Annotated in this window: 12 protein-coding genes; 3 read left to right on the top strand and 9 right to left on the bottom strand. The window is 53.8% G+C overall.

The window, feature by feature from the left end:
- Positions 1–395: 395 nt before the first annotated feature.
- Positions 396–872: a transposase gene (locus JX325_RS04135; RefSeq protein ID WP_204789908.1), complete on the bottom strand. Its 477-nt coding sequence runs from the start codon at positions 870–872 to the stop codon at positions 396–398.
- A gap of 107 nt (positions 873–979) precedes the next feature.
- Positions 980–1534, bottom strand: coding sequence for a transposase (locus JX325_RS04130; RefSeq protein WP_204789907.1), 555 nt, complete (start codon positions 1532–1534; stop codon positions 980–982).
- Positions 1535–2153: 619 nt separating this feature from the next.
- Here JX325_RS04130 and JX325_RS17920 point away from each other — a divergent pair.
- Both JX325_RS17920 and JX325_RS17915 read left to right on the top strand, forming a co-directional pair.
- Entirely contained in the window at positions 2154–2294 is a 141-nt protein-coding gene (locus JX325_RS17920) for a hypothetical protein (protein WP_243413913.1), read from the top strand.
- A gap of 19 nt (positions 2295–2313) precedes the next feature.
- Positions 2314–2457, top strand: a complete 144-nt coding sequence (locus tag JX325_RS17915; RefSeq protein WP_243413912.1) for a hypothetical protein — start codon at positions 2314–2316, stop codon at positions 2455–2457.
- 131 nt (positions 2458–2588) lie between these two features.
- Here JX325_RS17915 and JX325_RS04120 read toward each other — a convergent pair whose 3' ends face one another.
- The 6 genes from JX325_RS04120 to JX325_RS04095 form a co-directional block, all read right to left on the bottom strand.
- Entirely contained in the window at positions 2589–4547 is a 1959-nt protein-coding gene (locus JX325_RS04120) for an FtsX-like permease family protein (RefSeq protein WP_243413911.1), read from the bottom strand.
- Positions 4528–5286, bottom strand: coding sequence for an ABC transporter ATP-binding protein (locus JX325_RS04115; RefSeq protein WP_204789905.1), 759 nt, complete (start codon positions 5284–5286; stop codon positions 4528–4530). The genes JX325_RS04120 and JX325_RS04115 overlap by 20 nt, the downstream gene beginning before the upstream one ends.
- 78 nt (positions 5287–5364) lie before the next feature.
- Positions 5365–6375, bottom strand: coding sequence for a HAMP domain-containing sensor histidine kinase (locus tag JX325_RS04110; protein WP_204789904.1), 1011 nt, complete (start codon positions 6373–6375; stop codon positions 5365–5367).
- The gene (locus JX325_RS04105; protein WP_204789903.1) at positions 6372–7040 is read right to left on the bottom strand and encodes a response regulator transcription factor; all 669 of its coding nucleotides are present in this window, start codon (positions 7038–7040) and stop codon (positions 6372–6374) included. The genes JX325_RS04110 and JX325_RS04105 overlap by 4 nt, the downstream gene beginning before the upstream one ends.
- 750 nt (positions 7041–7790) lie before the next feature.
- Positions 7791–9773 carry a PcfJ domain-containing protein gene (locus JX325_RS04100; protein ID WP_204789902.1) on the bottom strand — a complete coding sequence of 661 codons (1983 nt, stop codon included), beginning with the start codon at positions 9771–9773 and terminating at the stop codon, positions 7791–7793.
- Between the two features lie 3 nt (positions 9774–9776).
- On the bottom strand, positions 9777–10544 hold the full coding sequence (locus JX325_RS04095) for a Cas9 inhibitor AcrIIA9 family protein (RefSeq protein WP_204789901.1): 768 nt from the start codon (positions 10542–10544) through the stop codon (positions 9777–9779).
- 987 nt (positions 10545–11531) lie between these two features.
- On the opposite strand from JX325_RS04095, the gene JX325_RS04090 reads away from it, so the two are divergent.
- Positions 11532–11750 (top strand): hypothetical protein, encoded by a 219-nt coding sequence (locus tag JX325_RS04090; protein ID WP_204789900.1) that lies wholly within the window; start codon positions 11532–11534, stop codon positions 11748–11750.
- Between the two features lie 6733 nt (positions 11751–18483).
- Here JX325_RS04090 and JX325_RS04085 read toward each other — a convergent pair.
- Positions 18484–19629 (bottom strand): site-specific integrase, encoded by a 1146-nt coding sequence (locus tag JX325_RS04085; protein ID WP_204789899.1) that lies wholly within the window; start codon positions 19627–19629, stop codon positions 18484–18486.
- Positions 19630–19850 lie beyond the last annotated feature (221 nt).

Raw genomic sequence — 19850 nt, 5'->3', positions numbered from 1 at the left:
CCGCGCCCCCTTTTCCTTATTTTATCATTTTATCACATCTGCTATCATTTCGGGGGATTAAATCAGCGTTTCCTTAACTTAACAGCTGGTTTTAGGACAGTTTACTTCAAAAAATCAGGGGGGTAAAAATTGCTTTTATAGCATTTCAGCGACAAGTTATGTTTTGAGCGCAAGCGTGATTTCTGCAAAAAAAAACGAAAACAGCCGTTTTCTGATACATTTCCGGGGCATGTTGAGATTTTAGTGAATCGCAAATCTTATAAATGGATTTCCTTGCTGTTAAGATAAGGCGGCACATCTTTTTGAAAAATCCCTCAATTTTGGCTCTCAAACCGGCTTTTTCAAAAAATAACGCCGCGAAGGAGGGCGGGAGTTCAGCCCCCGTCCCCTCTTTTTTACGCCGCGACGCGATAGGTAAAGCCAACAAAGCCTTTCGCTTTCAAATTGCGTTTGTCTCGCCGTCCTTCCCTGATGGGAACGGTGTACCGGCTGATCTCTTGAAGCAGCTTCTCACTGTCGGCGCTGTTTGCCCTGAAATACTCCCGGCAAAGGGCCACCGCCATCTTGAAATTGACGCGGTAGGCGTGAACGCCGTCTGTTGGTTGTTTGACAACTGCCTCTTGGACAACTCTGCTTGTAAAGTTGAACATTGTCAGCGCCGCCCATATCTCTTGCTCCGCAAAAGCATCCCGCTTGCCGTGGAGATTCACCAGACCTAACGTATATTTGAGGTCACGAAAGCTGGTTTCAATTCCCCAGCGCAAGTGATACAACTCCCGTATATCCTCCAGCGCGAACGCGCGCGGCAGAGATGTGGCGATTGTCTCAAACTCTCCCGTTTCAAGCTGGAACCGGACAATGTGCGCCTTCATTTGATATGGACTCTGGAAGTCCCAACACCCCCGGCGCGTCTTTGCCCCGGTTTGCTTTTTTTGGGGACTTGCAGGAAGATATAACGCTTCTGTTTGTCCTCGTTCGTTTAGGTTGTTGTGATGATAAACGTAATGTCGCAATCCAACTCAAACATGGGCAGTCGCGCCACTTCCCGCATTGAGGATCGGCTTTGCTTAATGCGGATTAGAAAGTCCGTGTTTGGCTTTTCAAGCAGATGAGCCATTACGTTGTAACTTTCGTAACCGCGGCCTGCAATTATGATTGTTTTTTCTGAAAAATGATTCCGTTTCAACATTCCAATCAATGCACCGATTTCGTCCTTCTGCGGCTCCGACTGGATGAGCGCGTCGTAAAATGTCTTGTTGCACAGGTCGTAAAACGGATTGAGGTGCAACTGGTTGTACCCATTAGGCACACTCTCATTTTGAACGAAAGAAGGAGCGTTGGGATTGTGCGGGATGTTGACGGACGTTCCATCTACCGCCAGCAGACGATAGCTGCGAAAGTTTCCGCTATCCTCGCAAGAAGTATTGAAACGTTGGAACACGTCCCGGAATGTCTCCGGGCTGATTTGTGCACGGCGCTGTGAAACGGCGGCGGGGGTTACATCAATGTTTGCCCGATGAAGCTCCTTCGCCAAAGAGCCGCCCTCAGCACCGATTAACAGACGAATGACACCCCAGATATGGACAATTTGCGGTTGCGGGACAGTTGGCCCATTCCCGCCTTTTCAGCCGCTTTTCTGACTGCGTAGTCAAGCGCCTGTTTTATATAATTGATATTCAAATTTGTTTCCTCCGTTGGCTGTTCTGGCCGCCGGACGAAAAAAGAACGACAAAAACACACCCCAAAACATGGGGCGTATCCTTGACGTTCTCGTTCGCTACTAACTATCAAAAAATGTGTATATGAAAGGCTATAAAAATCAACCAAAAATGGAAGACAAATTTAAAATATCAAACAAAATCAAATTCTATGAACTTAATAAAAATGTGGTTATTGTGGTTCATCTGAAAATTTCCATGCGACCGTCTGTCACGACGACTGCTTACAGCAGTAGCACATTCCATATGAACTTTCAACATTTTCTCGATTTTTTACACTTCATTCACATTTTTCCCTTAGCTTAATAACTATTGCGAATTTCTCTATGCGTGTTAAGAGGGCAAATGCCCCGCATTTGCCCTCTTAAACCCTTAACTTAATGACATTGGCCGGAGAGCTTGGGTACTTTCTTCGAGGAGGCGCGAAAAAGCGGCGTGTTTGAGCTGTACTACATTGACCTCGCAACGGGCCTCCGGCGGCAGGGCCTCCGCCAGAATGGGAAAGTAGTCGAGGCCCCACTGAAAACGAAAAACTCCTGCCGCAACATTGCGATAGAAGCGGATACGCTTCCATGACCTCCGTTACACGTTCTCAGTGCTGGCATTACAGAATGGAGTAGACGTGAAAACCCTCTCCGCCATGCCGGGTCACGACAGCGCTGAATTCACCCCAGACACCTACGCCCATGTGACCACCTCCATGAAGAAACAGGCGGCAAGCGCGTTCCGCTCCATTTGAGGCTGGTTGCTCAGGATGTCCGCCGCCTTTCGCGCCGTCCATTCCGCTGCTTCTGTATAGAGTTTTCCTGTTCCGGGTCAAGCTACGGGTCAAACAGCCCGGCGGGAACAGGCGGCCGCTTCTCCCTGCTCCTACTGCGGCAATACATTCCGCCTCAAGCTGGTATAGGCCAGCAGAATGTAGATGGCATAGATCAGGAAGAAAATCCCCAGTGAGATTGCCGCAATGGCCCCAGGGCTGTTCATCCCCACCATCACTCCCGGCTCGGGGGCGCGGGACAAGTGGAGGATAAAGGGTATGCCGATCAGCACAGGGGGCACGGCGGGCAGGACATAGTAAATCGTGAACTGGCGGCCCAGGGCCTTTGCCATCTCCCGCCGGTCCATCCCCAGCTTTTGCAGGAGCTGGAACTGCTGCCTGTACCGCTCTGTCTCGCTGAGCTGCTGGATGGTGAGAATCGTGGCGGCGGTCATGGTCAAGGCCAGGGCCAGATAGAAGAGGGNAAAGACGACCAGGACCGTCTGGGNCGCCTCTTCCGCCTTNTCCGAGGCTCTGGTGTGAATCTCATCATAGCTTGGCTCCAGAAGATTCTGCTCTCCCAGCCTGTAATTGATGTCACACAGAAGGTCAAATTGGGACTCCGCCACCGGCTGGGCAGTCTTGGCCGCANAGGCGTGGTGAANCANCGGAAGGCCCTCCGCCGCCTCGTCCGGTACTATGAGGATATACCGCGCCCCGTTGCCCGTGTCGTAATTTTGCAGCAGGTGTTCCGCGTGGACCCCGCCGGGAATCAGGCTGGCGCCTCCCAGGGAGATGGGCTGGGTGTAGCCGGTCAAGTGCTTTTCCAGGTAGGCCCTGCAGTGGATGAGATACTCCCCCGGCTTCAATTCCACCGGCGGGTATCCGGCAATGGCGCGGAGCGCGGCGTAGTCGCTGTACCGCAGCACCGGGTCCCGGTCAAAGTAGCGGTGATAGTCCTCTCCCATGCGCTCCACGTAGTCCATGACCCGGCTGTCCTCCGCTTGGTAGACGCAGTAGTGCAGCTCCCGTTCTACGGAAATATTGTCCTGGATGAAATCGAAATAATCCCGGCTGACCGGCCCGTCGCCGGCAGCGCCGATATACAGGTCGAAGCAGGCGCTTTCCGCCGCACGGCCCGCGAAAAGCCCCCGGAAAACCAACCCGGCCCCCTCGGAGATCAGGGTGGCCGTAAAAATCATGGAGATGGTGGCCATCAGCACACCCATGGTGGCCAGCTTGGCTGTCAGAGTACGAAACACCAGCAGGCTTTGCCCCCGGTACTTCCGGGCGGGCCGCCGGTCGAAGAAGGCGGGTACACCGGAGGCAAAGCTAAGGAAAAAGCCGAACAGGAACGCAATGACGCATCCCGCCCCGATGACGCCCAAAATGGCGCCCCCCGCCATCAGCAGACAGGTTCCGGCCACACCCAGCACAATGGAGAAAGAGAACATCCAGCGGCGCACAGTTCCCGTTTGAATGACCATGCCCTCGTTAGCGCGGTCAACATAGATCAGGTCGTGGATATTCGCCCTGCGGATATATTTGCGGCTGCGGCGAAGGGCAAAGAGATAGATCAAGGCAAAATAGAGGACCGTCAGCCCCAAGGCGGGGAGGGAAAAGCCAAACGAAAAGGCGTAGGGCTGGCCGAACAGCGCCAGCACAATGGCGCGGAAGGCCTGATAGAGCAGCCCGCCCAGGGCGGTCCCCAGCACCAGGGCACAGCCGCCCACAGCCAGATTTTCCAGAAAGAACAGCCGGGCCAATTGCCGGTTTTCCAAGCCAATGAGCAGATAGAGCCCCAGCTCCCGGCCCCGGCGCAGAAGCATGAATCTGGTGGCGTAGGCCACCAGCCAGCCAAAGACGCACACCACCACCACGCTGGCCAGCACGATCATCAGGGGAAGTACGGAGATACCCTTGGACAAGGTGATGATCTCCTGAGAGAATACCAGCCCGTTAAACGAATACAGCAGGGCCGCGGCCATGACCACTGTGACAAAGTAGACCAGATAGTCCCGGGCCTGCCGCTTGGCGTTGCGCAGGGAGAGCTCAGATAACGTCACTGACATCACCCCCCAGCGCGGCCAGAACATCCAGAATCTCATGGTAAAACACAGGCCGTCCCCGTTCTCCCCGGAGCAGCTCGTTGAACACCCGTCCGTCCTTCAAGAACAGCACCCGTTTGGCATAGCTGGCGCTGTAGGCGTCGTGAGTGACCATGAGGATGGTGGCGCCCAGACTGCGGTTCATGGCGGTCATGATTTCCAGCAGATTCTTGGATGCTTTGGAGTCCAGGGCCCCGGTGGGTTCGTCCGCCAGCAGCAGGGACTGCCCCGCCACCATTGCCCGGGCGACAGCGGTGCGCTGCTTCTGGCCCCCGGAAACCTGATAGGGAAATTTCGTCAGGACGTCGGTGATGCCCAGTTTTCCAGCCACCTCCCGCACCCGGTTTTGCACCGTTCCGGGGTCCTGGTGATTCAGGGAGAGGGCCAGGCCGATGTTTTCCTCAATGGTCAGGGTATCCAGCAGATTGAAGTCCTGAAACACAAAGCCCAGCCGTTCCCGGCGGAACTTGGCCAGTTCGCTTTCCGACAGGCCGGCGATACTCACCCCGTCCAGGAGAATCTCCCCGGCGCTGATGGTGTCGATGGTGGAGATGCAGTTGAGCAGGGTGGTTTTTCCGCTCCCCGACGCACCCATGATGGCCAGGAACTCCCCGGCCTCCACATCGAAGCTTACCCGGTCCAGGGCTTTGGTGACATTGTTTTTGCTTCCGTAATATTTTTCAATGTTTTGTACCTGCAGCATATCGTTTGCCTCCTTTGCTTGCGGCTCTATGGTACACCAAAAGCGAAGGCCGTTGTATCGAAGTCCTATTGATTTACCTTACAGTTTTGTAAGGTTTTCCTTTGCGGGAAAGGTCAGCGTTACCGCCGTTCCCTCCCCCTCCCGGGAAGAAATATCCAGTCCCAGCTCCAGAAAACCGGCCAGCTTCCTGCATAGATACAGGCCCATGCCGGTAGAGCCGCCGCGAGAGCGTCCATTGCTGCCGGTGAAGCCCCGCTCAAACACACGGGGCAGCTCATGGGCGGGGATGCCGATGCCGTTGTCGAAGACGGTAAGCCGCACCTGTTTTCCGAGGGGACGGGCCGAGATTGTAATGACCGGAGCTTCCCCCCGGTAGCGGGCGGCGTTTTGGAGCAGTTGGCCCAGGATAAAGACCGCCCATTTTTCATCGGTATAAACCGTGCCGCCCAGCCCCTCTGTCTCCACCTGGATGCCGTTTTGAATCAATAGGGAGCGGTGGTTTTCAATGGCCTGGGCGGCAATTTTCTCCAGCTCTGTCTTCCGGAGCAGGCAGTCTTGCTCCGGGTTTTCCGCCCGGGCATAGAACAATGCCCGCTCTACATGGGCCTCGATTTGACCAAGCTCCGCTGTGAGCTTCCGGCGGGTGTCCCCGTCCAAATCCCGGCAAATAAGCCGGGCGGCGGTGATCGGGGCCTTGATTTCATGCACCCAGCGTTCCACATACTCCCGGTACTCCCTTTGGGATGCCCGGGCGTCGGACACCGCCCCCGTCATGGCCCGGCCCGCCCGGCGGGTTAAATTGAACAACCGCCGGGCATAGAGGTTTTGGGGAGGCGGGACGCACTCGGCAAACAAATATTTTTGGTCCAAACTGTCCAGAATGGATTCCAGCTCCCGAAGATAGGCACGCTGACGGGAAAAGTCGTAAATCTGTGCCGCCGCGAAAATAAGCAGCAGGACAAACAGCAAAATAATCAGAACACCCGGCTGCGTTCCTGTGGCAAAGAGGAACAGCGCCGCCAGTCCGATGCAAATCAGTTGGAGCGCGAGCCGCCCCAGCCGGTCCGACAAAAATTCCAGAAGGGTCATAGCTGATACCCCATTCCCCGCCGGGTCTTGACGGCACCGGGCAGGCCAAGCGCCGCCAGTTTCCCCCGCAGCCGGGTCATATTCACGCTGAGCGTATTGTCGTCGATGTAAATCTGATGGTCCCATAGCGTATCGATCAGATCGGCCCTGGAGACAATTTGCCCCGCGTGAGCCATCAGGCAGGCTAATATTTGCAGCTCGTTTCGGGTGAGGTCCGCGGTGTTTCCGTTGGCCGACACAATGCCTTTTGTCAGGCTCAGGCACAGCCCGCCAGCCTCCAGAACATCCGCCTGCGCCGGCCCGCCTCCGGTGCGGCGCAGGACGGCCTTGATCCGGGCCAGCAGGACGGGGACGCTATAAGGCTTGGTGATGTAGTCGTCACCGCCCAGGCTCAGCGCCCGCACCTCGTCCACACCGGCGTCCCGGCTGGTGACAAAGACCACCGGCGCGGGAATGGCCTTCCGCAGAGACGCACAAAGAGAGAAGCCGTCCTTGCCCGGAAGGCCGATGTCCAAAAGAATTAAGTCCGGGCGTTCCTGCGCCGCCTGAGCGGGTATATCGATAAAGTCCGTAATTACCAGAGGCGTATATCCCTCATTTTCCAGGAGCAGCGCCAGTTCCTCCCGAATGGCCGGGTCATCTTCTACGATCATGATCTTCTGCATGCGATCTGCCTCCGTAAACTGTTTTTTTCATCATAGCACGAAAGCACAGCAGATGTCCACAGTGGGAACGATCATCGCGGGAAGCGCATACGGTCTCCATCCCGGAACAGGGGACGGAACAGAGGAAATCGGGGAATTTTGAGGAAGGGGGCATCTGTATCCCAATCAACAGGCAGCAGTGTGCGGCAAAACAAAATACCAATGTGAAGGCAGTTTTCCCCACCTAAGGATGGGACCAAGCATCGCCGCAGGCTTATCGCCGGCCACACGCGTCGGGGCAAAGCCCCGGCACCCTCTGTCCCTAAAGGGGAGCGGAGAACGGAGCGCCGGGAAGGGAAACGCGCTGCAGACCAGCGGAATAGCCCGTGTATCGGCGTGTGGCCCGCTGTGTGCGATTTTATGGAGGAAAGCCCCCTGTACCCCGCCCCAGTGGACGAGCCGCCATGTTGGGGTCTTGTGGGTGGTTGTCAGTAAGAGCAGAAAACCAGGGTGATTCATCCGTGGATTGCACCACTGTCTACAAGGAGAAAGAGGTGCGGCCACTCTACCCAACCAGAACCGGTTTTCGAAAGTTTATACAGTACAAAAATATGTGGTGGCGCCGGACAGGCTACAGAGAAACGGGCAGAACGGGGAGAATGGATTCTTAATTTCTTTGATACGCTTTTTGAAACTATCCGGCTCTGCAATGTATTCCCGCAGGAACAGCCCCTAGCGTCCTGCATAGGACGCAAAAAGAAATCTGTGCGCTCAGGCGGCCTCGTACACAACGGCTTGCAGGACTTCTCGCCTCCAATGGTTTATAAAATCCTGAACCGCATGTGTTGGGTCCTGATTACCCTGGCCGCGCACCTGGACGATTCTCCGATGACGGAGTTCGATAGTATAAAAAGGCTTAACCACGTCCTCACTCCGCCGGAGGAACAGTATCAGGCACTCTCTCTTGGCAATGCGGCTCACATAACCGCCAACGCAATGACGCAGGGCGTTGCCCTCCTGGACAACATCATTCGGTGTATCGGGCCGAATGATTTTCATGCCCTTGTACTCGAAGTCCAGGCTGTTCCCGATGCGGGCATAGGCAGCGGCGAAGTCGCGCAGAATTTCCGTGTCATTCTTGGCCTCGATATGCTGGGCCACCCGGTCATGGGATGCCTGCAAGTCTTTGGGATAGAGCACGAAGCTGCTGTGCATATCGTAATCTTGCCCGGCGCACATATCCAGATAGTCCCGGTACTCGCTCAGGACGGCCTGCATGGACCTGTACCGCGGTGTACGGGCTGGGGGCCGCCGGTCCTTCAAAATAGAATACTGGGCGTCCAGATACCGGAGCATCTTATGGACCGTCATGTACTCCAGCGTCTCCAGGACATCCCGCTTGACGCCGTGAGCCAGCTGCCAGAAGAGCAGCTTCTGCCGGTCCTTCAGGTTCTCCCAGCAATACTCCTGGTAGATTTTAAGCGTGTCGAAGTCAACGTCCAGGCTGCGCAGGAAGTCCACGTCTCCCGCCTGGACCTGCAATATCCGGTGGGTGCGGTCCTGGGTCTGGTCCAGGGNTATCTCCCGGCTGAACTCATCATAGGCAAGGTCTCTGGCGAGGGCGCAGAATCCCACTTTGACAAGATGCTCCAGCCGGGGCTGTTTCAGATACGCCGCCAGGAAGGGTATCACCGCCATGGGCTTTCGGAACCGCCCGTAGAACGCCGCGAGGGGGCAATACTTCCAGGGCGTATTTTCAAAAACTTCCGTGAGATTTTGGCAGTAGACATGGCCCGCAATATCAGCCTCGTAATTGTAGGTCCACAGGCTGTATACGGGCCGTTCGCCGGACTTCCATCGTTTTACCGTGTAGCTGTAATAAAATTCTTCCCAGTGGACCGGTCCGTTGTCGTCGAACCGGATGAAAAGGCGGGCGTTTTCGTGGGCGTCTTTAACAGGCGTATCGTTTTTGTAATAGCATCCGACCTTAATAATACGGATAACGATTTCATCCGGCGCTGTTTTTTGGATTATCTGGCAGGTGTGCCGGTCCTCTATCCAGCCCCGCCGTCCCCTGGACTTCATGATGACCTCCCTCCCGCAATGGGGGCAGGTTCCGTGGCCGTTGTGCTTGACGCCAGCGAGCGTGACCTCATGACCGCAGCCGGTGCAGACGCCTTTCACGGGGGCCTTACCCCTCTGGTAATCATAGAAGAAATAAGCGGGCACCGCCGTCCGGCAGGCCCAGGACTTCCAGCCGCGGGGCAGGGCTGGTACGCAGGCCATACGGTCCCAGACTTTTTGCCGGCGCTTTTCAAGACGCTGTTCCAGCCGCTTGGCCTTCATGGCCTCCTGGGCCTGAATCAGAGGGGCAAAGCCACACCCTCCGCTGTGAAAATAACGCTCCAGGCGTTCCCGGTCCTCCGGCGTATAAAAGGCGCAGTTTTTCACGAAGGGCCAGTGCTTGTCCAGGTTGTCAAAAGAGGCCGTCCGCCAGGTGGTTTTGCCGTCCTCTTTTCTTTCCAGGGTGATGTATCCGTCTTTGGAGTGGAACATGGTCCAGACGGGCCGGAAATCCCCCTGGGCGGCCTGTTTCCGGTCATGGAAATACAGCACCAGGGTCTTCCTGTGACCGATGATTCTTACCGCCGTCTGGACGATGTACTTGTTCTGTTCCGCATGGAGCAGCTCGTTGTCCGGAGACATGGCAACGCCGGGAGCGGCGAACTCCCGGCAGGCTTTTTTATTCAGCATGAGTTATCCCGCCTCCCCCAACAGACTGATTTGACCGTCAATGGCACTTTGGGGCTTCGCTTTTGGCTTCGGAGCCTGTTTCTTATCAGGGGTTTTCTTAGCTTTGCTTCCGCCGTAATAAGGTTTGGGGACAAATTCATCATCTTTTTCTTTGTCCTCCGGCGCGTCCAGGTCGTTGAAATACGCCTCGGCCCACTGGTAGCACAGGCCGTCCGGAACGTCCAGGCCGTAGACGCCGTTCACATGGGATTCACCCAGGTCCTTCATTTCCTGTTCGGCAAAGGCTTTTGCCTTCCGGTAGATGTATCTGAAGCAGTTCACCATTGTCTTCCGGGGATGGAGAACCTGCCGGGCAAAAGCGGGATTATCCCGGCAAAGGGTTTGGATATGCTCTGATACGCAGTCCTTCATGTTCCGGCGGGTGAGGCGTTCCGTATCGGCGCTGACGCGCTTGACAAAGTACACGGCGATATCTTCGGGAGACATAGCGGCAAGACGGTCAAACTGCGCCTGTTCAGCGGCCCGCTTCTTCGCCTGAGCCGTCTCCCACTCAGCTTTCCGTTCGGCCTCGGCGGCNTCATGGACCTGACGCCGGGCGTCGTCGGACGAAGCGGGAGTTTGCACTTTCGCCGGAAGTTCTGGTGGAGCGGCTTCAGGAGCAAGTGTGGACTGTTCTTCGCCGGACCCCTCCGGGACTTCTTCGGCTCCGGCAAACAGCCGCTCGCTCCGGCTTTCTTCCAAATGACATGTTAACTCGGAGTAATACCCCATTTCAGCAGCCTCCTTATATAGTTTAAGAGAAAAGAATACAAAGGTAAGTTTTGTCTGTAAGCAACTTCGGGTCAGGGCGGAACGGGATGTGAACTATAAAAGCAAACCTAAGTTTTGTCTGTAAGCACCTGAACTGGCCGAAGCAAAATATGCGCCGGCGCCCTTGGAGGGGTTCCACAATTCCACAGGGGGTGGTGTTTACGGGTACACACACACCCCTGTGGAATTGTGGAACCTGGCAGCGTTTGCCTCCATAGGTGCTTATAGACAAAACTTACCTTTGTCATTATAGACAGCATACAACATGAAAACAGACCCATGAAACAGGTTTGTCCGTGCGCGGACGAACCTGTTTCATGGGTGCCACACACGGGCGGAGCCGTGTGTGTTCCGGTAGAAGTACCGGCATTCAAATACGCTGGCACTTCCCATAGACCGGCGCTGGCCGGTCCCTAAGCCGTCAGGCCGGACGCTCTTGCAATCTCCCGTTCCACNAAACCCTCTATGGCAGGGTCTACATGGCCCGATTGCAGTTCACGCCCTTCTTCGCAGAGTTCGTAAATCAGGTCCGACACCATTCGGTAGTCCCGAACAGCCTCCGCAAAGCGAATCACCAGTCGTCTCTCCCCATTGCCTAGACACTCCCCGTCCCGCTCGGCCAGCTCCATCAGCGCCACGGCCTGCTGGCGAGGGCTTGCCGTGGGCATAAAGGGCTTGCTGTTGATAAGCCCGTCCAGGCCGTTCCATAACAGCGCGGCATTTCCACTCATTTAATAGGCACTTCCCTCCACATTGATTTCCCCTGTGTCTGTCAGCGTCCATAGGACGCTGAAAATTACAAAAATATTTTAGAAAAGTTGCAAAAAGGCGCAAGATGTGGTATAATAAGTAATAGAAAAGATGGTTTTAAAACTATCTAAATACGAGAAACTTCTACTTTCTCTATAACTTTTTATTATAATTTTTTTTGAAAGCAGGTCTAAGAACATGGCGACCATCGATATTAACCACGTAATGTATAACACTGGCCGGTGCGAAAAAAGTTCTGTCAAGAATATTGAAATTCCACCGCATGAAAAAATTGGCCTTGATTGGCTCATCCACCAGGCCCGGACCCCTGAAGGCGCTGACATCGGTCAGAACATTATTCTAAAACTCTATCCCGAAATGAATTATTATACGGCTACATTTGCCTATGGAACCTAGCTTGCGAATGAAATTTTCCTTTTATCGTACGGCGCGATAACCCAAAATATCCTGAATAAACTCTGGGACAAAATCTGCGGGTCCGTTGCCCCGCAAAACGGGATTTCGACGCCGTTGGACCACAGACCGGGCGGGCCTCTGGTTATCGATATCGTCCTGCCTAACATAAGGCCGGAGGCCGTNTCTTATTTACATAGTTCCGACTGCTATGATTTTTGCTTAAAGCTCGGCCGGGCATTGCTTTACCCGGAGTGCCTCAAGCTGTGAACAATCTTGAGGCAGGACCAGCTTTACAGCCGGTCCTGCCTCTTTTCCATGCTCACGAGTTATAGGCTTACGCCANCGCCCCTGCCTCCCGGACCAGGAACGTGTTGGTCTTATAGCTGCCTTCCTTAGTTACGGACGCCTCACCGTCCAGGCTGTCTAAATACTGCTTTCCGGCTTTGGACGCGGAAATGTAAATATCATATCTCGTCCGGGCGAAATCCGTTTTGCAGCTGTCCTGATATGAGACGTTAAGAACGGGCGTGACGTTCATCTCGTCCGCCTTCCGGCAGGCGAGTTCCACGAACATTTGCTTGACCCGCTGTTCCAACGCCGGACCCACGCCGGAGATGTAAGGCCGTTCCAGGAACAGCGTGATTTGTTCCCGGCTCAGAGGCAGTTCCGTCCTGGACACCGCGTTTTCTAGGTCTACAAACGTGAAGCCGCTGTCCTGGTTTTCCCCGGCCAAACGGCCCTTGGTGAGGCGGAGGAACGCTCTGCCCACTATCCGCCCGTCCACGGTTGCGTACAGGATTTTCTTGTTGGAGTNGAACGATGAAAGCAGACATTCCCGGTGCGCACCATTGATGTACGATAAGCAGGTGTGATAGGGCTGCTCACCAAGAAGCATCGTTGCGATGAAGTCATCACGTTCCCGAACTTCCAGGTCATTCTGAACGATATACAGATTACGCTTCCAGCCGGTCTTGACAGGGCCGGTCAAGGGTGAATCCAATTCTGGCTGTAAATCACCCTCGAAATATTTCAGCTGGTCCAGCTTGCCCATCAGCTCCGCCTTGACCACCCGGAAATACGCTTCCCTATGCTGGTTGTCCAGGCAATCACTGTATTTCTTCGCGATATACGCGCCGTCAGAACACAGGAAACTCAAAATATTATCATGATACCGGGCAAGAAATTCTGGGGTAAGGCCCATGGTTTCAGCCAAAGACTTCCAGCCGGTGTCTACCTGGATAATATTTTCTCTCAGAGCCTCAATGCTGGCATATTGTTTGAGGNTTTTCAGATTCCGCAGAGCCAATTGAACATCCGCCTGGGATTGGCAAGTTGGAAGAATGTGCCGCAGTTCGTCCAGATGAATTAGAANCTGTACGGCATCTTCGGCGGTCAACCCNNAGATACGCCGGAAGTTCGTTTCCATCCAGTCATACAGGGTTTTGACGCTGAGACATCCGGCCAGCACGGTCAAATCCGCTTCGGTCATGCTGGAGCACAGCAGCTTGCGCCTGCAAAGCTGTTTGAGGACTTTCAGCTTGTAATCTTTGCTATTGGACTGTAAAGCCGCATAAAACTTGAAGTACACGCCGGGCAGCCCATACAGGGTTTTTAATTCTGGAAAACTATACTGATAGCCGGGAGAGAGCTTCTCCGCAGGGAGCCTCCCCTGGGCCATACCGGCGCATTCGGAAAGCGTCTTTTCTGTCAGTTCGTTCAGGTTGAAATGCTCTTGATAAAGGCTTTCTTGGAAAAGCATGGAGCTCCTGGGCAGACGGAGAAAAACTTCCGGGTGTTCGTCCACCANACGGATGAAATGCTTCTTGTTCCGGGTGATGGCGTAAATCAGGATATTTTCCTGATAATCGGTGACATCAGCCAAATCAACTTGTNTGAAACGCTTTCCGTAAAGTAAATTCACGTAGCCGCTGTAATTGGAAAGCAAACTGTCCCAATTCTGACCGGNATGNGTGGAAATCCNGCGTCCCATACGTCGCAGTNCATACAACGTGCAGCAGCTCTTTTTCCAGAAGGCGATAAAATTCCCCATAGCGGGAGCGTCTATTTGACGTGCGATAGAGCGCAGGAGCCGGTCATATTCCGGCATGTTCTGAGCCATGGCCTCGTAGTTATCCAAGCAGAGGTTTTCCTGGATGCCAAGCTCATGCAGCAGTTGGAGNATATTTTTCACGCCGGGGCAGGATTCCAGGAGTGTCCAGATTTCGTCGAACATCGCACGGGAGAACAGGGTCCGGCTGGCAGTATACGGTTCCAGCAGTAGATTTTTCTGTTCCTGAGACAATTCCAAGGGAAGGCCGGAGCAGTTGTGAATACTGCTCGCGGCGGTTCTGCGGGCCTCCGGGGACAGGTTATCAGAGCTGAAATTTTCCAGGAAAATCAACTCCTGTTCGCTGTTCAGGTTTTCATGTTCCAGGACACTCACGACCTCGCTCGCCGGGTAGTCTGTGACGCTGTGATTAGCGTTTTGGCATGTCTGGACCAAACTTGCAAAATCAGAAAGCATCTGAACACGGCGGGAAATGGGCCTGACGCTGGGACGCTGATAAGCTCGATAGCTCGGGGCGGGTTCCGGCTGAATTTCCGNNTCGTCCGGCAGCAGCGGCAGCAGTTTGGCGTAATACGCCGCGAAGGCCGGGTCCTGAATCAGCTCTTTTTGCAGCGTCTTGTCTGTGACCGTCACGCCGGAGAGATGTTCCGTCATACGCTCACAGCAGCCGGACAGTTGACAGACGCTGTAGGCCCGGACCCAATCGGAAGAAAGACTATGCGCCTTCATGCNCGCAAGCATGAGGGTCCGGTCCTCTATGAGAGACAAAAAGCTCTTTTCATTCGGCATGNTCAATACCTTCTTTNAACTGTGAAATATAACTTTGCGCTTCGGTCAGCGTCATGGCACGGGTCTTTACGAGATTTGCGCTGATGGAAAGAAACATGGCGGCTTCTTTGTAATCCAGCGTGAAGCCGCTGTCAGTCAGAATGCCGTCCAGCCGCTCCCGAACAATCCGGCAGGCCAGAGGANATCTTTCGGAGTAAAATTGATAGCTGTTCAGATATTTCACGGCAGCCGCAAGATTCTTCACCGGCAGAGTATCGTATTCTTTCTGGAGCTTCTGAATCTCAGCCCGCTTTTTCTGTTTTTCCGCTTCTTGTTTTGCGACGATCTGGGCGTCCAGGTCGGCCTGCCGCTCGGCCTCAGTCAGATAACGGCTCTTTAGTTCCGACACGCAGTAATGAGGCAGGTCGAGACGGGTAATAACCGCATTGAAGAGCTTTCGCAGTTCCGCGCTCTCATACAATCGGGAGACGGAATCACTTTGCAGGATTGCGGTGGTCAAATCCAGATATTTGTCCGGCTCATAATAGTAAATATATTCTTCCAGCCAGCTTAAAAGCTGACGCTGGCCGTCGTTATCCAGGAAAGGGCGCTGGATGTTCAGCTGAATCTCGGCCTGGCTGCTGTAATAATGGCTATTCGAACGGACAACGCAGCTCTCATAGAAGCCCCGGCGGTTATATCCGAAGAACCGTTCCAGGCCCGCGACACCATAGGCGTCCATGAACTTTTTATAAAACTCAAACGCCTGGATAGTCTGCAAACCACTCAGACTGTGCCGGACGTAATCCAGCATACCGGGTTTTTCAACATGGCCGTCTGCGTCCAGGCTGTTTTGGAAACAGGTCCAGAGGTTGAGAATATCCTTGTGTACCAGTAAGTTGAAGCNATGCAGATAGTCGTCCTNATAGTATCGCGCNAGATAGCTGTTCCCGGTGAGGGCGTCGCGCCGTTCAATACGCTTCTGGATTCCGTCTGCGTCCAGGGATTCCGATAAAGTCCGTTCAAACAAAGTCAGATACTTGCCCGTTTCCAGGGCAGACGCCAGCCTGTCCCACTTGGAGTCCAGGATATCGAATCCGTCAAAGGCCGGGTGGTACATGTCGCCGTATTGCGCGAACCAAAGCAGCGTTTTAGCGGTGCGGATTTGCGGGCCGTTTTTCAAGGCGTCCAGCATCGTCCCGCAGCCGTAGCACCTGGGCTGGAAACGGGCATACAGGCGATAGATTTCGGAGAGATTTTGATNGACCTCCTGGGTCAAATCGGCCTCGCTGGCANAGAGTNCCTGGAACNGCGAGACGGCTATTTTTTGTGCTGTGACAGACTTTTGCGGCAGGGCCTCCGGGGACGCTTGGAGCAGAACGGACATCATATTCGCATAGGCGATTTCCAGGTGCGTATAGCCATGGGCCAGCAGGATTTCATGATGTTTGCTCTCTCGTTTGTCATGTGATACCGGCAGGGCGGTAAGGGCGCGGAACAGAGCCATATCCTTGCCTCGAATAGACTTGCTCTCAATGGCAAGCCAGAAAATAAGCCAGCACATGGCTTTCATATTGCCGGTGATGGGCATGGTACGGCCAGCGCCCAGGTAGTCCAGGAGCCGGGTCTTGAAGTTCTGGAACGAGTCTGCCTGGTTTTGAAACAGGCTGACGGCGAAAATCAGTTCCTCTGTAGAAGCTGGCAGTTCAGCCAGCTTGGATTGTAACTCGGGCTTTACTTCCAGCAGATACAATGCGCCGGTCAGGTAGATATCGCCGTCCGCGCGGCGTTTCAATTGCTGGATGAAATTTCTTCGCTGGGGACCGATGAACATGGAATCATCTGTCAGCTCTTTGGTATAGGCCAGTGCCAAGGAAATCGCTCGGAAGTCCTGGATGGACATGCCAAACCGTTCTTCGTAGCGTTCCAGCAACTCGCCAAGATATAAGAAGCCGTATTTTTTCTGCAAGGAGTCGNNGAAGAACTTGGAGTCCANAAATATGCAGTCNTGCCGCAGGGCTAGGCGCTTTGCGGGACTGGCCTCCGATGTGTCCCGAACAAAAGCGATGATATCGTTCAGCAGGGAAAGATTGACGGCGGATTGATACGCTGTCAATTCTTGGGAATTGAACATTAGGTGCCCTCCTTATTTGAAAATATGCTGGAATTGACCAGCGGGAGAGCGCCTGTGCGTCCTGAAAAGGACGCAAAAAAAATTCAGTCCGCAGAGGCAAAAGCGATGGCATATAGGGCCGCTTTGAATATATGTCAGCGGTGGAGTAAGAAGCAGGGACCGGCCTCATGACCGGTCCTTAACCATAGTTGAATNCCTGATAGCTGCCAGCTGAGGGAAAATGAAGACAGAGAAGCCTCAGTATATACAAACCTAAGTTTTGTCTGTAAGCACCTATGGAGGCAAACACTGGCAGGTCCCACAATTCCACAGGGGTGGGGTGTTTACGGGTACGCACCACCCCCCCCGTGGAATTGTGGGACCCCTCCAAGGGCGTCGGCCCATATCTGCCTCGACTGGTTTAAATGCTTACAGACAAAACTTAGGTTTCTGCTTTATATTGAAACATTCTTATTTTCTCTCTTGTTTCCGCCGTCCATATAGGCTATAATATAAGCAAGAGGTGAGCGCCATGGCGGAGATGAAGCGAAATTTCAAGGACAGTGTGTTTACTTATCTGTTCAGTGAGCCAAAATACACCCGCGAACTGTACCTGTACCTGCATCCAGAGGACCAGAACGTAACTGAAGACGAATGCAGGCTCATCACGACGGAAAATATTCTGGCTATAGGGGAATATAATGACCTGGGCATTCAGGTTCGGGATAAGCTGATTCTCCTGGTTGAAGCCCAGAGCACATTGTCTCCCAATATGCCGTTGCGGATGCTGATGTATCTGACGTCGGCATACAAGGCGTATATCAAGGAGAATGATTTGTCCCTGTACTCGACCAAGGCCATGGTCATTCCCAGGCCAGAACTGTACATGGTCTATACAGGAAATCAGGTCCACGTACCGGAGGTCATGCGGCTGGCTGACCTGTACGAAGGCCATGGCGATGCGGATGTAACCGTGAAGGTCCTGAGGGGCGAGGATGACAGCATCTTAGGCCAATATGTGGCATTCNGCAAGATAGCCGATGAACAGCGGGCTTTGTATGGGTTGACAAGAGAGACGATTCAAGAGACGATNCGGATTTGCCAGGAGCAAGGCATTCTAATACCGTTCCTGGCATCCAGGCGGAAGGAGGTCATCGATATTATGGAGATGCTGTTCAGTCAAGAAGAAGTTTGGGAGATGACCAAGCGGGAACTCGAAAAGGACGCCAGAAGAAAAGGTCGTCAAGAAGGGCGTCAAGAAGGGCGTCAAGAAGGACTCCAAGAAGGTCGTCAAGAAGGTCGTCAAGAAGGTCGTCAAGAAGGACTCCAAGAGCGTGATGCTCTTTATACCGAGCTTTTGAGGAAACTGGAGCCTCTGGGAAGAGGAAACGAACTGCTTGCCGCTATCATGGACAGAGCAAAGCTGTTTGACCTCGCGCACGAGTTCGGTCTCCAAGTCTGACCTCTTAACTTCCCGGATTCACACCCCAAAACTTACCCCAATTTACCCCTTCAGATACCCCTAACAGGATTGTATCTATTTATACACGCCTCACTTTTTCGGGTAAAAATAGTTGCAAATATCCGCTTGAATTTACTTATTTGCACCCATTTTGCCCTCATACAGCGTCGCCTAGTAATTCGAATCCCTCAGGGCGTACCAAAACCGCTGAAATTCAAAGAATTTCAGCGGTTTTGCTTTTGCTTTCTGCACTTTTTCTGGTGGTTTGATTTTGTGACTCCGGTTTGACCCAAGCAGTGACCCATACCAGAGTTCGGAGCGGTTAGGGCTGGAGAGTACCGGAGAGGAAATTGCCCACGGCGTTTGCCGCCTGCTTCTGCATGGAGGTNGTCACGTGGGCGTAGGTATCCAGGGTGAACCCCGCGCTGTAGTGTCCCAGCATAGCGGAGAGCGTTTTCACGTCTACGCCGTTTTGCAGGGCCAGGACCGAGAATGTGTGTCTCAAATCATGAAATCTGATCCTCTCTAATCCTGCTCTCTTCAGCACCCGCTGGAACATATGGAGAACACTGTCCGGAGACATGGGGCNTCCGAACGGGGAGGGGAAGACATACTCGTCCTTCTGCTCCATGCCTTTAAGGACTTTGACGGCATCCGCTCCTATCGCAATATTGCGGTAGGAATTTTTTGTTTTCAGCGGAGCTTCTACCACTTCCCCGTTCTGCCGAAGGACCTGCCGCCGGACGTGGATGATCCCCTTGTCCAGATTAATGTCGCTCCATTTCAGCCCAAGCAATTCTCCCCGTCGAAGCCCAGTGGCGAGGTCGATGTAATAGAGCTCGAACACACCGCTGCGTCGTGCCTCCTCGAAGAAGGTGCCCAAACTTTCCGGCGGCAGGATTTTCATTTCCTTCCGCTCCAGTTTCGGCAGGACACAGCCCTTGGTGGGATTGCTGGAAATCAGCCGCTGTTCTACCGCACAGTTCAGGGCGGAAGAAATCATCTGGTTGATGTTGCGCACTGTCTTGACGCTGAGGCCCTTAGGTTTGCTGCGGGATTCTGTACACTCCACCCTGCCGCTTTCCAGCAGGTGCTTGTACAGCCTCTGGAGTTCCATCGCCGTCAGCTTTTCCAGAGGAATGTCACCGAGGGCAGGCTTGATGTGGTTTTCAATAAACCCCTGGTAGGTCTTGTAGGACGAGGCTCGGACCTGGAGCTTGGCATAGTTCTCCATCCAAGTGTCCAGCCATTGGCCCACAGTGTAGTGCTCTGTGGTCATAGCTGGCGAACCATTCTTTTCAATAGCGGTTTTGAGTTTTTCTTTGACCTCTGCCTGGGTTTTGCCAAGGACGTTTTTGTAGATCACTTTCCCAGTCACTGGATCACGGCCTGCCGTGTAGCGTCCCTCCCAGCGGCCATCCTTTCGCTTGCGGATGCTCCCTTCTCCATTGGCACGTCTTTTTGCCATAGCGTATCGCCTCCTTTGTCAGCTATACACCATACCAGCAGTCTGCAAAAATATCCAGCGCCCTTGTGCGGTATTATCAAAAAATTCGTATTTGCGGTTTGGAATTTCTCTTTGTTTATAGCGGCGCAGATTTTGAACTCGTCACATAAAAATCGACGGACCCTGGTACTCCTCGTGATCATCTGGCTTATGTCCCATCGCAATCTTCTTCGCACGGATTC

Source organism: Oscillibacter sp. CU971 (genome assembly GCF_905219725.1).
Classification (GTDB): domain Bacteria; phylum Bacillota; class Clostridia; order Oscillospirales; family Oscillospiraceae; genus Oscillibacter.
Note: the sequence above shows the minus strand (reverse complement) of the source record. Positions and strands in the feature narration are given on the sequence as shown.